The organism is Mesorhizobium sp. C089B (assembly GCF_030323125.1).
Taxonomy (GTDB): domain Bacteria; phylum Pseudomonadota; class Alphaproteobacteria; order Rhizobiales; family Rhizobiaceae; genus Mesorhizobium.
In genome coordinates, this window is sequence record NZ_CP100469.1 from 75,824 (window position 1) to 90,762 (window position 14,939).

General features: G+C 63.9%; 11 protein-coding genes and 1 tRNA gene. 5 read left to right on the forward strand and 7 right to left on the reverse strand.

Going from position 1 to position 14,939, the window contains the following annotated elements:
• Positions 1–63: 63 nt before the first annotated feature.
• From NLY44_RS00305 to NLY44_RS00315, 3 genes are read left to right on the forward strand one after another with little or no spacing between them, the layout of a single operon-like run.
• Positions 64–987 (forward strand): ABC transporter permease subunit, encoded by a 924-nt coding sequence (locus NLY44_RS00305; protein ID WP_023670735.1) that lies wholly within the window; start codon positions 64–66, stop codon positions 985–987.
• A 9-nt stretch (positions 988–996) separates the two neighbouring features.
• Entirely contained in the window at positions 997–2,124 is a 1,128-nt protein-coding gene (locus NLY44_RS00310; protein ID WP_023670736.1) for an ABC transporter permease, read from the forward strand.
• A 47-nt stretch (positions 2,125–2,171) separates the two neighbouring features.
• A complete protein-coding gene (locus NLY44_RS00315) occupies positions 2,172–3,791 on the forward strand; it encodes an ABC transporter ATP-binding protein (protein ID WP_023702233.1) in 1,620 nt (539 codons plus the stop codon).
• 41 nt (positions 3,792–3,832) lie between these two features.
• Here NLY44_RS00315 and NLY44_RS00320 read toward each other — a convergent pair whose 3' ends face one another.
• Positions 3,833–4,171, reverse strand: coding sequence for a hypothetical protein (locus NLY44_RS00320; protein WP_023805740.1), 339 nt, complete (start codon positions 4,169–4,171; stop codon positions 3,833–3,835).
• 172 nt (positions 4,172–4,343) lie between these two features.
• Positions 4,344–4,420, reverse strand: a tRNA-Pro gene (locus tag NLY44_RS00325).
• A gap of 200 nt (positions 4,421–4,620) precedes the next feature.
• Here NLY44_RS00325 and NLY44_RS00330 point away from each other — a divergent pair.
• On the forward strand, positions 4,621–6,141 hold the full coding sequence (locus NLY44_RS00330; protein WP_023805739.1) for a phosphomannomutase/phosphoglucomutase: 1,521 nt from the start codon (positions 4,621–4,623) through the stop codon (positions 6,139–6,141).
• An 11-nt stretch (positions 6,142–6,152) separates the two neighbouring features.
• Entirely contained in the window at positions 6,153–8,390 is a 2,238-nt protein-coding gene (locus NLY44_RS00335; RefSeq protein ID WP_023805738.1) for a mannose-1-phosphate guanylyltransferase/mannose-6-phosphate isomerase, read from the forward strand.
• A 73-nt stretch (positions 8,391–8,463) separates the two neighbouring features.
• Here the strand turns inward: NLY44_RS00335 and betB are convergent, their stop codons facing one another.
• From betB to betI, 5 genes are read right to left on the reverse strand one after another with little or no spacing between them, the layout of a single operon-like run.
• Positions 8,464–9,927 carry a betaine-aldehyde dehydrogenase gene (betB, locus tag NLY44_RS00340; RefSeq protein ID WP_023805737.1) on the reverse strand — a complete coding sequence of 488 codons (1,464 nt, stop codon included), beginning with the start codon at positions 9,925–9,927 and terminating at the stop codon, positions 8,464–8,466.
• A gap of 51 nt (positions 9,928–9,978) precedes the next feature.
• A complete protein-coding gene (betA, locus tag NLY44_RS00345; RefSeq protein WP_023687207.1) occupies positions 9,979–11,631 on the reverse strand; it encodes a choline dehydrogenase in 1,653 nt (550 codons plus the stop codon).
• A gap of 3 nt (positions 11,632–11,634) precedes the next feature.
• Positions 11,635–12,639: a threonine/serine dehydratase family protein gene (locus NLY44_RS00350; RefSeq protein ID WP_023805736.1), complete on the reverse strand. Its 1,005-nt coding sequence runs from the start codon at positions 12,637–12,639 to the stop codon at positions 11,635–11,637.
• On the reverse strand, positions 12,636–14,165 hold the full coding sequence (gene betC / locus NLY44_RS00355) for a choline-sulfatase (RefSeq protein ID WP_023805735.1): 1,530 nt from the start codon (positions 14,163–14,165) through the stop codon (positions 12,636–12,638). Before betC ends, NLY44_RS00350 begins: the two co-directional genes overlap by 4 nt.
• Before the next feature lie 8 nt (positions 14,166–14,173).
• Entirely contained in the window at positions 14,174–14,764 is a 591-nt protein-coding gene (gene betI / locus NLY44_RS00360; RefSeq protein WP_023805734.1) for a choline-binding transcriptional repressor BetI, read from the reverse strand.
• Positions 14,765–14,939: the final 175 nt, after the last annotated feature.

Consider the following 14,939-nt stretch of genomic DNA (forward strand, 5'->3'; position numbering starts at 1 on the left):
GGCGCCGGAGCGTGGCAATGCGTCCGCATGGACGTATGTCGCTCTGGCCGAAGCGGGGCGCCGATGCTGCGATACATCTTACGGCGGCTTCTGACCGCCATTCCGACGCTATTCGTCATCGTGACCATGGCGTTCTTCCTGATACGCGTCGCACCGGGCGGCCCCTTCAATCAGGAGCGGGGCCTCAGTCCCGAGATCAGGGCCAATCTGGAAACACAGTTCGGCCTCGACGATCCGCTCTGGCTGCAATATGCCCACTATCTCGGCAATCTTCTGCGCGGCAATTTCGGGCCGAGCTACAATTTGCCTGACTTCACCGTCACCGAACTGTTTGCCAAGGGGCTGCCGATATCGGTCCAGCTCGGCACCTCGGCGCTGATCCTGGCGCTGCTGCTTGGTTCGGTGCTCGGCACCATCGCCGCGCTCAACCAGAACAAGCTTGGCGACTATACGGTGATTGCGCTGGCGACCGCCGGCAGCACTATCCCCACCTTCGTCATCGCTCCTGTGATTCAGCTGGTGTTCGGATTGACCTGGAAGCTGTTGCCGATCGGCGGCTGGGGTGATGGCGCATTGATCAACAAGATCGGCCCGGTGCTGACGCTGGCCTTGCCGCAGATCGCCATCGTTGCCCGCCTGATGCGCGGGTCGATGATCGAGAGCTTGCGTTCGCATCATATCCGAACGGCGCGTGCGCTCGGCCTCTCCGACTGGTCGGTGGTGGTCAAGCACGCGCTGCGCGGCGCCATCCTGCCGATCGTTTCCTTCACCGGCCCCGCAGCCGCGGCGCTGCTCACCGGTTCGGTCATCGTCGAGACCATCTTCTCCATTCCCGGTGTCGGCCGCTATTTCGTCGATGCCGCGCTCAACCGCGACTACACGCTGGTGATGGGGACCGTGGTGGTGATCGCGCTCTTCACCATCGTCTTCAACCTGATCGTCGACGTCATGTACGCGGTCGTCGACCCGAGGGTACGCTATGACTGAGGGTGCGCTATGACTGACATCACAGCCGCCGCCGCTCCGCCGGCCGTCGTCGGCCGCTCGCTCTGGGGCGACGCATGGGCGCGCCTCAAAGCCAACCGCGCCGCCATGTTCAGCCTCTATTACCTGGCCTTCATTGGCGTCATCAGCATCTTCGGCCCCTGGTTCGTGCCGCATCAGTACACCACCATCTATGCCGACTATGTGCGCACGCCGCCAAGCTTTTCAGCCTATCCGAAGCCCGACATGATCGAGACGGCGCTCAAGGATGCCATCAAGCGCATGCGCGTCGACATCAAGGAGTGGAAACTGGACGGCAGTCGCGTCACCGTCACCGTCACCTCGACCAAACCGATCGACGACCGCAACATCCGCTATCTTGACCGCTCCGATGCCTTCGACGATACCAAGATAGAGAGCAAATCGGCCGACGGGCTCGAATTGACTATGACTGCGTCGGTCAAACAGCAGTACTTCCTGTTCGGCACCGACAACACCGGTCGCGATCTTCTCTCGCGAACGCTGATGGCAGGGCGCATCTCGCTGGCCATCGGCCTGCTTGCCGGCATTGTCGCGGTGGTCATCGGCGTCCTCTACGGGGCGGCGGCCGGCTTTTCCGGCGGCAAGATCGACGAGGTGATGATGCGCATCGTCGACGTGCTCTATTCCTTGCCCTTCATTTTCTTTGTCATCATGCTGGTGGTGTTCTTCGGCCGCAATTTCGTGCTGATGTTCCTGGCGGTCGGGGCGGTGCTGTGGCTCGACATGGCGCGCATCGTGCGCGGCCAGGCGCTGTCGATCCGGCGGCAGGAGTATGTCCAGGCGGCCGAAGCCATGGGCGTCGGCCAGCGCGGCATCCTGCTGCGCCATGTCATCCCCAATCTGCTCGGACCAGTGGTGATCTACATGACGCTGCTGGTGCCGCAGGTCATCATCCTGGAAAGTTTCCTGTCCTTCCTCGGCCTTGGCGTGCAGGAACCGATGACCAGCTGGGGCGTGCTCATCTCCGTCGGCGCCAAGAACATCGGCACCGCCAACTGGCTGCTTTTGTTCCCCGCCTTCTTCCTCGTGTCGACGCTGTTTGCACTGAACTTCGTCGGCGACGGCCTGCGCGACGCGCTCGATCCGAGAGACCGATGAAGATGGGACCGATAAAGATGGGGACCGATAAGATGGGGACCGTTGCGATGGAAACGCCCGAAACGATCCTCAGCGTCAAGGACCTTCGCGTCCGCTTCCGCACGCTCGACGGCGCGGTCGAAGCGGTCAAGGGCATCAACATCCACGTCAAGGCAGGTGAAACCGTTGCCGTGGTCGGCGAATCCGGATCCGGCAAGAGCCAGACCATGATGGCGGCGATGAGCCTGCTGGCGTCCAATGGCGAGGCGACGGGTCACGTCGATTATCGCGGCCGCAACCTTTTGACCATGAGCAAGCCCGACCTCAACAAGGTGCGCGGCGCCAAGATCAGCATGATCTTCCAGGAGCCGATGACCTCGCTCGATCCACTCTATTCGATCGGCAACCAGCTTATCGAACCGATCCGCAAGCACCGCGGGCTGAACGCAGCCGAGGCACGGAACGAGGCGCTCAAGTTGCTCAGGCTGGTGCATATCCCCGATCCCGAGCGGCGGATGAAATCCTATCCGCACGAAATGTCGGGTGGCCAGCGCCAGCGCGTCATGATCGCAATGGCATTGGCTAACGACCCCGACATCCTGATCGCCGACGAGCCGACGACGGCGCTCGACGTCACCATCCAGGCGCAGATCCTGGTGCTGCTCGCCGAATTACAGCGCAAGCTCGGCATGGCCATCGTCTTTATCACCCACGATCTCGGCATCGTCCGGCGCTTTGCCGACCGCGTCTATGTCATGCGCTATGGCGAGGTGGTCGAGGAAGGCGAGGCGGAAGCACTTTTCGCCAACCCGCAGCATGCCTATACCAAAATGCTGCTGGCCGCCGAACCGACCGGCACCAAGGCGGCGCCGCCGCCCAGCGCTCCGGTGCTGCTGGAGGGCCGCAATGTCGAAGTGACCTTCAAGATCGGCGGCGGCTTCCTTGCCGGCGAACCGCTGCTGCTACGCGCCGTCGATCACATTTCGATCCGGCTGAAGCGCAACCAGACCATCGGTATCGTCGGCGAGTCCGGTTCGGGAAAATCGACGCTCGGCCGCGCACTTCTGCGCCTGTTGCCCAGCGACGGTGTCATCCGCTTCGGCGACCGCGACATCTCCACCGCCGACCGCCAGGCGATGCGACCGCTGCGACGTGAGATGCAACTCGTCTTCCAGGATCCGTTCGGCTCGCTGTCGCCGCGCATGACCGTCGGCCAGATCATCACCGAAGGGCTTCTGGTGCATGAGCCGAACCTGTCAGGCAAGCAACGCGATCAGCGCGCCGTCGAGGCCTTGCTCGAGGTCGGCCTCGACCCCAACGCACGCAACCGCTACCCGCACGAATTCTCCGGCGGCCAGCGCCAGCGCATCGCCATCGCGCGTGCCGTGATCCTGAAGCCCAAACTGGTGGTGCTGGACGAGCCGACTTCGGCGCTCGACCGCTCGGTGCAGAAGCAGATCGTCGAATTGCTGCGCAAGCTGCAGGCCGACCACGAACTGTCCTACCTCTTCATCAGCCACGATCTCTCCGTGGTGCGCGCCATGGCCGACTACATCATCGTCATGAGGCAGGGCAAGATCGTCGAGGAAGGCCCGACGGAAGAGATCTTCAGCAACCCGCAGGCTGCCTACACCCAGACGCTGATGGCTGCGGCGATCGATGTCACGCGCTTCAGGCTGAGTGCTTAAGGCGTGACGTTCAGCAGATAGTCAGGGTAGGGCCAGTTCGCTTAGCCCGCTGACCCGGGGCATCTGTTGGCCCTTGTCGCGACAATGGCCTCTTGCCGCTGCTTCAGCAGTTCGATTCTGGCCGTCTCACGCTTGGCCACTGCGCTCTTCACGCGCGTGCCGCCGAGCAGCCAGTTCGGCACGCTGGTGTTGGCGACCTTGCCGCGGGTGATGGCGGTTTGCGAGATGTCGCGCGCGGTATCGCCTACGGCGGTGTTGAGCTCGGCGCATGTCATGCTGTCGTATTTCGCCGGGTTCACCGCGCTGCCCAGCGATGAGCAGCCTGCCGCCAGGGACAAAGCGAGCAGCGCTGACAGCCGGCTTGAAATCAACAAATTCATCTTCCGCAAACCTCGTTCCGGGCCGCTGTCTCGGCGGCATTCCTATTATCGAGGTAGCGCGGATGGTTGTCGCGTCAAAACACCATGCTGACAGCGAACGCCGACGCGGCCGGTTTGCATTACGCCATCTTGTGGGTCTCGGGAGAACAAACACCTAAGTGTCTGTTTTTTCTGGTCGGAGTGGCAGGATTTGAACCTGCGACCCCCTCGTCCCGAACGAGGTGCGCTACCAGGCTGCGCTACACTCCGTGACCAGACCGCGGGCTTATAGCCGCCGCATACCGTTCCTGCAAGCGGCAATGGCAGCGCTTCTGTCGCATTTCGTTGGCTTTCGTTGGGCATTGCCGCAAAGCTTGGCTTTCCCTCCCGGGATAAACCCGGCTTAAAGCCTTGTGTGCTAAGTCGCAGCCTCGATAGATCGTGTTTTCGCCATCTGGAGCTTTGCTGCCTTGCCCCTGAAAATCGTAGGCGACGCCCGGCCCAACAGCTTCGAATTCGAAACCGAAGCGCTGATCAAGGCGTCCGGCTTTCGCGAATACGACGCGCGCTGGTGGTTTGGCCATGCCGGTTCGACGCAACCGCCGGACCTGAACCTGATCGGCGTCCAAGCGTTGGGCATGGGCCTGGGCACCTTGATCCGCCGTCTTGGCGCGGGTCCCGACATCGTCACCGGGCATGATTTCCGTTCCTATTCGCTTGCCATCAAGCTGGCGCTGGTTTCCGGCCTGATGGCTGCGGGCGCAAAGGTGAAAGACATTGGCCTGGCGCTGTCGCCCATGGCCTATTTCGCCCAGTTCGCGCTCGACGCGGCATCCGTCGCCATGGTCACGGCATCGCACAACGAGAATGGCTGGACCGGAGTCAAGATGGGTGCGGCGAGGCCGCTGACCTTCGGACCGGAGGAGATGAGCGCCCTGAAACAGATCGTGCTGTCGGGCGATTTCGATCTTGCCGGCGGTGGCTCCTACGAATTCGTCTCCGGTTTTCGCGAGACCTATCTCGACGATCTGGTGAGCGACAAGCGCATCGCGCGAAAGCTGAAAGTCGTGGCCGCTTGCGGCAACGGCACTGCCGGCGCCTTCGCGCCGCAGGCGCTGGAGCGCATCGGCTGCGAGGTGATCCCGCTCGATGTCGAGCTCGACCACAGTTTTCCGCGCTATAACCCGAACCCGGAAGACATGCAGATGCTGCATGCCATCCGCGACAAGGTGCTGGAGACCGGCGCCGATGTCGGGCTGGGCTTCGACGGCGACGGCGACCGTTGCGGCGTGGTCGACAATGAGGGCAACGAGATCTTCGCCGACAAGGTCGGCGTCATGCTCGCGCGCGATATCTCCAGCCAGCATCCCGGCTCGACCTTCGTCGTCGATGTCAAATCGACCGGCCTGTTCAACACCGACAGCGTTTTGCGTGGCAACGGCGCGAAGACAGATTACTGGAAGACCGGCCATTCCTATATCAAGCGCCGGGTCGCCGAGCTTGGCGCCGTCGCCGGATTCGAGAAGTCGGGCCATTTCTTCTTCAACCCGCCGATCGGCCGCGGCTATGATGACGGTCTCATCACGGCAATAGCCATTTGTGAGATGCTCGACCGGAACCCCAGAAATTCGATGGCCGATCTCTATCGCGCGCTGCCGCTGACCTTCGGCACGCCGACCATGTCCCCGCATTGCGCCGACGATGTGAAATACGGCGTGGTCGATCGGGTGGTGGCGGACTTCCAGGCGATGCAGCGCGCCGGCAAGACTTTTGCCGGCCAGAAGATCGCTGACCTGATCACCGTCAACGGCGTGCGCGTCGTGGCTGAGGACGGCACCTGGGGGCTGGTGCGGGCGTCATCGAACAAGCCGGAGCTTGTCGTGGTTGTCGAAAGCCCGACATCGTCCGACCGCCGCCGGCAGATGTTCGAGGCCGTCGACGCCGTGCTGCGCCGCAGCCCCGAAGTCGGCGCTTACAACCAGACGTTCTGATTGGACCTTTCATGAGCGAGCGCATCGTCAGTTTTGTCATGAGCGGGGGTGTCGGCTCGCGGCTGTGGCCGCTGTCGCGCGAGGACAACCCGAAACAGTTCCACGATCTTTCCGGGGACGGCTCGATGCTGGCCAAGACACTGCGCCGGCTGACGGCGCGGCCGGAGGGCGAAACGCCGATCTTCTTGATCGCCGCCGAGCGCCATGCCGAGCGCGTGCATGCCGACCTTGCCGGCCTCGACCTCGCCGGCGGTGGCCCGCTGTTCGAGCCGACCGGGCGCAACACGGCTGCCGCCGTGGCGCTGGCCGCGCTGCGCACATTGTCGGAGTTCGGCGACAGCCTGGTGCTGGTGGTGCCGTCAGACCACGAAATCGCCACGCCCAAGCAGTTCTGGCAGAGCGTCGAGGCGGGCAGCCAGGCAGCGCTTGCCGGCCGTCTGGTGGTGTTCGGCATCAAGCCGACGCAGCCCGAGACCGGCTATGGGTATATCGAAGTCGCAGCCGAAAGCGGCGGCGTCTTCGACGTGTCGCGCTTCGTCGAAAAGCCCGACCTCGCCACTGCGCAGAGCTATCTCAGTGCGGGCACCTTCTACTGGAACACCGGCATTTTCCTGTTTCGCGCCGGCGCCATGCGCGACGCCTTCGCCACCTTCCAACCCGACCTCTGGCAGGCCACCGAAACCGCCTACAAGGCGGCAACGAGCGACCTGTCCGGCCTCTATATGCCGCTCGACCTCTACGCCGCCATCCCGTCGAACTCGATCGACTACGCCATCATGGAACGGGCCAAGGACATCGCCATGGTGCCGGCCGGCTTCCGCTGGAACGACCTCGGCTCCTGGCAGTCGCTGCTCGATGTCGGCCCTGCCGACGCCAAGGGCAATGTCGTCGTCGGCGATGTCGTCGCCATTGATTGCGAAAACTCCTACATCAGAAGCGACGGCCGGCTTTTGTCGGCAATCGGTATGAAGGATGTCGCCATCGTCTCGACGGCGGACGCCACCTTCGTCGCCCCGGTCAGCCACAGCCAGCACGTCAAGAAAATCGTCGAGCAGCTGGAAAAGTCGGGCCGGCTGGAAACCAGGTTTACGCCGGCACACGACCGCGTCATCGAGAGCGGCGCCTGGCGTCGGCGCGTGCATCACTGGCTGTTCGAGGAGACCTTGCCGCTGTGGTCGACTTCAGGCGTCGATGAGCGTCATGGCGGCTTCCACGAGGCGCTCGGCTTCCACGGCGAGGCGCTGTTGAAGCCCAAGCGCATGCGCACGACGGCGAGGCAAGTCTACGCCTTCGCCGTTGCCAAGGCCCGCGGCTGGGACGGTCCAGCCGATCGCCTGATCTCCCATGGCATCGCCTTCATGGCCGGCAAGGGCCGCACGGACCGGGGCGGCTGGGTGCGCACGCTCAATGTCAACGGCTCCGTCGCCGACCCAACCGAGGATGCCTACGACCATTCCTGCGTGCTGCTGGCGCTGGCGCATGCGCATATGTGCGGCAATCCGGATGCGCTGCGGCTGGGCCAGGAGACCTTCGTGTTCCTCGACGCGCATCTCGAGGACAGCCGCATGACCGGTTTCCTCGAGACGTCCGACGGGGAGGGCGAGCGGCGCTCCAACCCGCATATGCATCTGCTCGAGGCCTTCCTCGCCTGGTATGAGGCGACCGGCGACCGCACCTATCTGCGCCGCGCCGCGCGCATCATCGACCTTTTCCGCAGTCATTTCTTCGATGCCGAGAGCTGGACGCTGGGCGAATATTTCGACGCCGGGTGGAAGCCGGCCGCCGGCGAGAAGGGCACATGGACCGAGCCCGGCCATCATTTCGAATGGGCCTCGCTGCTCACCGATTTCGTCGCCCGCAGCGGCCAGGGCGAGTTGAGCAATTTTGCCCGCAAGCTCTACGCCTCGGCCATCGCCAACGGCCTCAACCGCGCCACCGGCCTTGCCTACGGTGCGGTCTCCCGGCAGGGCCTGCCGCTCGACCTCGTATCGCGCAGCTGGCCGCAGGCGGAAGCGATCAAGGCGGCGATTGCGCTGGATGGCTCGGGCGGTCCCGACCTCAAGCCCGAAATCGAGGCGCGCGTCGGCCGGCTATTCCGCTGGCACATCGACCCGGCGCCGCTCGGCCTGTGGATCGACCGCATCGACGAACGCGGCCGCTCCTTGGCATCGGACGTGCCGGCCAGCATCTTCTATCATCTGGTCTGCGCGCTGACGCAGTATCTTGATGGGACAGCGCAGAAGGGGTGAGGTTGTTGAGAGGCCGGTGCGAGGCACCCCCCTCTGCCGTGCAGGGCAGAGGGGGGTGCCTCGCGCCAACCCCTCAATACGGGCTCGCTACATCCCCGGTCTCGACATACACCGCCTTCAGCTGCGAATAGAGCGCTAAAGCCGCCAGCGAGTTCTCGCGCCCAATGCCGGATTGCTTCACCCCGCCAAACGGAATTTCCACCGGCGTCAGATTGTAGGCGTTTATCCAGCAGGTGCCGGCCTGCAGTTCGGCGATCACCCTATGAGCGCGCTGCAGGTCGCGGGTGAAGACGCCGGCGGCGAGGCCGAATTCGGTGTCGTTGGCGCGGTCGATCACCTCGTCCTCGCCGTCGAACTTCAGCACGCTCATCACCGGCCCGAAAATCTCCTCGCGCGCAATGCGCATCGTATCGGTGACACCGGTGAACACCGTCGGCTCGACAAAGAAGCCGCCATCGAAACCTTGCAGCGACGGCACGTTGCCACCGCAGGCGAGCGTTGCTCCATCCTGCCTGCCGGCCGCGATGTAGGAAACGACCTTCTCCTGCTGCGCCTTGTTGACCAGCGGCCCCATCTGCGTCTCAGGATCGAGCGGATCGCCGATGCGGATCTTTTTCGTCCGCTCGACCAGCCGGTCGACGAAGCGGTCATGGATGCCGCTCTGCACGAAGACGCGCGTGCCGTTGGAGCAGATCTGCCCGGTCGAATAGAAATTGCCGAGCATGGCGCCGCCGACGGCGTTTTCGAGATCGGCATCGTCGAACACGATCAGCGGCGACTTGCCGCCGAGCTCCATGGTAGCGTGCTTCATCTTCGAACCGGCGAGCGACAGCACCTTGCGGCCGGTCGGCACCGAGCCGGTCACCGAAACCTTGGCAACGACATCATGGCCGACGAGGCCGGCGCCGACTTCGCCATAGCCTTGCACGACGTTGAACAGCCCGTCGGGCAGGCCCGCCTCTGAGTAGATCTCGGCCAGCGCCAGCGCCGACAGCGGCGTGTTCTCCGAAGGCTTGAATACCATGGCGTTGCCCATGGCGAGCGCCGGGGCGGATTTCCAGCCGGCGATCTGGATCGGATAGTTCCAGGCGCCGATGCCGACGCACACACCGAGCGCCTCGCGGCGCGTATAGGCAAAAGGTCCACCAAGATCGATCGCCTCGCCGTTGAAGGCGGCAACCGCGCCGCCGAAATATTCGAGGCAGTCGGCGGCCGATAGTGCATCCGCCACCAGCGTCTCCTGGATCGCTTTGCCGGTGTCGAGCGTCTCGATCCGCGCCAGATCGGCGTTGCGCGCGCGCAAAATGTCGGCGGCGCGGCGCAGGATGCGGCCACGCTCAACCGGCTTCATCCGCGCCCAGGCCGGTTGTGCGGCCCGCGCGGCTTCGATGGCGAGCTCCAGCACGTTCGGAGTCGCCGAATGCAAAGTGGCGATGACCTCACCGGTCGCCGGATAGATCACCGGCAGCGGCGCGCCGCCTTCGTCCTCGATGTAGCGGCCGTTGACATAGTGCGATGCCGTTGGCTGGGCGCGCATGCTGTTCTCCAGATGTATTCGCTATTGCGGAGCAGTCCGCCGGACAATGCCCTATCGATCCGCCACCTGCCAGCGCGGATTGATCCAGGGTTCCTGGTTGGACGGCGCCAGTGGCGTGCGGCCGAGAATGTGGTCGGAGGCCTTCTCGCCGGTCATGATCGACGGCGCGTTGAGGTTGCCGTTGGTCACCCGCGGGAAGATCGAGGAGTCGGCGACGCGCAGGCCGTCGACGCCGATTACCCGGCACTCCGGATCGACCACGCTCATGATGTCGTCGGCGCGGCCCATCTTGCAGGTGCCGCACGGGTGGTAGGCACTCTCGGCATGATCGCGGATGAAGGCGTCGAGATCCTCGTCCGACTGGACGTGCGAACCCGGCGAGATTTCCTTGCCGCGAAAGCCGTCAAAAGCCTTCTGGCGGAAGATCTCGCGGGTCAGCCGGATGCAGTGGCGGAACTCGGTCCAGTCGTCTGGATGCGACATGTAGTTGAAGCGGATGACCGGCGTCGCTTTCGGGTCGGGAGAGCGCAGCGTCACCGAGCCGCGCGACTTCGACCGCATCGGCCCGACATGGGCCTGGAAGCCATGGGCCCTCGCCGCCGCCTTGCCGTCATAGCGCACCGCAGCCGGGATGAAGTGATACTGGATGTCGGGGTAGTCGACGCCGGCCTGCGAGCGCACGAAGGCCGCGGCCTCGAAATGGTTGGTGGCACCGAGGCCGGTCTTGAAGAACAGCCACTGCGCCCCGATCAGAGCCTTGGAGAATGGGTTGAGAACCGAATTCAGCGTGATCGGCTGGGTCGATTCCTGCTGGATGTAGAGCTCCATATGATCCTGCAGATTGCGGCCGACACCGGGCCGGTCGGCCACGACCTGGATGCCGTTCTCCTTGAGATGCGCGGCCGGGCCGATACCGGATAGCATCAGGATCTTGGGCGAATTGATCGATGATGCGGCAACGATCACCTCACGTCGCGCCTTAACGACCTGAATCTGTTTGTGAGCTTCGATCTCGACGCCGACAGCGCGCTGATTCTCGATGATCACACGACGGGCGAAGCCTTTGATCACGCTGACATTTTGCCGCTTGAGCGCCGGCTTCAGATAGGCTGATGCGGCCGACCAGCGGCGGCCGCCGCGTATGGTCTGCTCCATCGGCCCGAAGCCTTCCTGCTTCGAACCATTGTAGTCGTCGGTCAGTTCGAACCCGGCTTGGCGGCCGGCCTCGACAAAGGCGCCGTAGAGCGGATTCTTGCGCGGGCCACGCTGGACGTGCAGCGGGCCGCCGTGGCCGCGCCAGCCGTCCTCGCCCCCGTCACTGTCCTCCATGCGCTTGAAATAGGGCAGCACGTCGGCGAAGCCCCAGCCGGCCGCCCCCTGTTCGGCCCAGTGGTCGAAGTCGCGTGCGTGGCCCCTGACATATACCATGCCGTTGATCGAGGACGAGCCGCCGATCACCTTGCCGCGTGGCGTCGCCAGCACGCGGCCGCCGAGATGCGGCTCTGGTTCGCTGGCAAAGCCCCAGTCGTAAAGGCTCATGTTGAGCGGGATCGACAGCGCCGACGGCATCTGGATCAGCGGCCCGATATCGGTGCCGCCGAACTCGATGACGATCACCGAATGCTTGCCGTCTTCCGACAGCCGGTAGGCCATGGCCGAGCCGGCCGAGCCGGAGCCGATGATGACGAAGTCTGCTTCAAGCATGGTTCACATGCGCCCATCGTTCATATGCGAAATAAAATCGGCGAGCGAGACATTGCCGCCGGTAGCCATGACCAGGACCGTTTTACCCGTCACATCCACCTTGCCGCCGAGCAGCGCCGCCAGAGAGGCGGCGCCTGACGGCTCGAGCACCAGCTTCATCCGCTCGAAGGCGATCTTCATCGCTCGCCTAACCGATTGGTCGTCGACGGTGATGCCGCGCACGCCAGCGGTCTTGACCGCCGCGAACGGCGCGTCGCCCGGCCGCCGCGACATCAGCCCGTCGCAAATCGATTTCGGCGCGATCGGCATGGTCTCGATGGCGCCATGCGCTAGCGATGCACCCATGCCGTTGAAGCCTTCCGGCTCGACGCCGATGATCTCGGTTGCCGGCGACAGATAGTGGAAGGCGAGCGACATGCCGCCGATCAGTCCGCCGCCGCCGACCGAGCAGAACAGAAGGTCGGCACTGGCGTCCTTTGCCTCGAGTTGTTCGAGCGCTTCGAGCCCGGCGCCGGCCTGGCCGGCAACGATCTCCGGATCGTCGAATGGATGCAGCAACGCCAGCCCTTCGGTCTCGGCAATCTCGCGGGCCTTGGCGGCTGCGACCTCTTCACGGGCGCGCTCGCCATGATCGGTCAGCACGACGCGCGCGCCATAGCCTGCAGTGGCATCGCGCTTGGCGGCCGGCGCGTCGATCGGCATGACGATGGTGACGGGAATGCCGAGCGTCTGGCCGGCGGCTGCCAACCCTTGCGCGAAATTGCCGGAGGAGTAGGCGACGACGCCTTTTATGGCCTCATCCGGCGACAGCCGCTTCAACCGCCAATAGGCGCCGCGCACCTTGAACGATCCCGCCCATTGCAGCGATTCCGGTTTGATGAAGACGCGGGCCGCACCCGTCTCCTTGGCCAAGGCTGTCGATTCCAGCAAAGGCGTGATCTGCGTCGCCTTCGACGTCACGGCATAGGCCTGTCTGAGGTGCTCGAGGGAGGGGACAATTGTCATCATTCGCCTCGCGGAAAGCGTTTCTGTTCCTCGAGATTGTCGAGGTTCATGTGGTTGCGCATGTAGCGTTCCGACGCCTTCTGCAGTGGCTGGAACTCCCAGGGGTAATGCGTGCCGTTGCGCAGCGCGGGATAAACCACCCAGCGCCGCGCCTGGCTGACGCGCACCGCGGCATCGAATGCCGCCATGTCCCAGCGCGCTCGCACGGCTCCCGTGAAGGCCGCCACCAGATCGGCATGCGCCGGATCGGTGGCACGATTGGTGCGTTCTTGCGGATCGGCTTCGAGATCGAACAGAAGCGGCGGGTCGATCTCGCAATGGATGAATTTGTAGCGGCCGTCGCGGATCGCCACCAACGGCGCGTTGGAGCCCTCGGCGGCATATTCCATCAGCACCGGCGCGGTGCGCTGTCCGCCATCAAGCAACGGCAGCAGCGACTGGCCATCGGTCCACGGTGCGATCGCGGAGATGTCGATGCCGGCGAGATCGCACAGCGTCGGCGTCACGTCGAGGTTGGAGACCGGCGCCTCGATCAGCCCTGCAGGAATGCCTTTGCCGGCGATCATCAAAGGTACTCGCGCCGAGCCCTCGAAAAAATTCATCTTGAACCACAGGCCGCGCTCGCCAAGCATGTCGCCATGGTCGGAGCAGAACAGGATGATGGTGTCGTCCAGCATGCGCGTACGTTCCAGCACTGACATCAACTCGCCGACCTTGTCGTCGAGATAGGAGATGTTGGCGTAGTAGCCGCGCCGCGAGCGGCGGATCTGCTCCGGCGTGATGTTGAAACTGTCGTAGTCGCTGGCGCGGTAAAGCCGCTGCGAATGCGGGTCCTGATCGGCATAGGGGATGAATCCCACCTCCGGTTCGAGCGCCGGACAATCTTCATAGAGATCCCAATATTGCCGCCGTGCGACATAGGGGTCGTGCGGGTGGGTGAAGGAAACCGTCAGGCACCAGGGCCGGCTGGCCGCATCGTCGGAGGTGCGGGCAAGGTCGTAGAGTTTTTGCACCGCGTGGAAGGCGACCTCGTCGTCATACTCCATCTGGTTGGTGATCTCGGCGACGCCGGCGCCGGTCACCGAGCCCAGATTGTGATACCACCAGTCGATGCGTTCGCCAGGCTTGCGGTAATCCGGCGTCCAGCCGAAATCGGCGGGATAGATGTCGGTGGTCAGCCGCTCCTCGAAACCGTGCAACTGGTCCGGCCCGACGAAATGCATCTTGCCCGACAGGCAGGTGTAGTAGCCGGCGTTGCGCAGATGATGCGCATAGGTCGGGATCGAGGAAGCGAATTCGGCGGCGTTGTCATAGACCTGGGTGCGCGACGGCAATTGCCCGCTCATGAAAGCGGCGCGGCCCGGCGCGCAAAGCGGCGAGGCCGTGTAGTTGTTGCCGAAGCGCGCGGCACGCGCGGCCAGCGCCTTGAGGTGCGGCGCATACAGGAAGTCCGCCGGCCCGTCCGCAAACAGCGTGCCGTTGAGCTGATCGACCATGACGATCAGGATGTTGGGTCGCCTTGATATCACTGAGGCTGTCACTGTGTCTGTCGCCCGCCGAGTTTGATTTCGAGATAGTCCTCGACCAGCGCAATCGCGGTCGCCGCGTCCGGCACGCCGTCCTTCAGCGCCCGCCTGATGTAGAGCCCGTCGATCATCGCCGCGACCGCTTCCGCCGCGCGGTCGGCTTCGTGCCTGGCCAAGATGCCGGTCAGCCCGCTCATTAGGTTGGAATGCAGCCGCCGCGCATAGACCCTGAGCAGCCGGCGCAAGGCCGATGATTTCTGCGCCTCGACATAGAAGGCGAGCCAGGCCGCGATGGTTTCCGGCTGGAACTGGATGTCGGAGAAGTTGACGGCCACCACGGCCGAAACACGTTCGCGCGGCGAGCCGGCGGATTGCAGCGCGCGCCGCATGTCGATCGTCAGCTCGGCCAGAATATGCCTCATCGTCGCCAGCAGCAGCTCATCCTTGGCGCCGAAATAGTGGTGAGCCAATGCTGACGACACACCGGCGCGCCCCGCTATCTCCGACATGGTCACGTCAAGCGAGCCGCGCTCGCCGATCGCCGAGATCGTCGCGTCGATGAGCGCCTTGCGGCGCAACGGTTCCATTCCGACTTTAGGCATGATGTTCCCGGCTTTTGCGGCGGAGATTATTTTTTATTGACGCGTCAATCAACAAAAAACGATCCGATTGGAACCTGCACCAAGCGATTGTCGGCTTGCGGCCCTTTTCGATGCGGGCGGGATTGTTTATATTTGAACAATAAAGGCGAAGTGCGCCATTTGCCCACATGTTAGG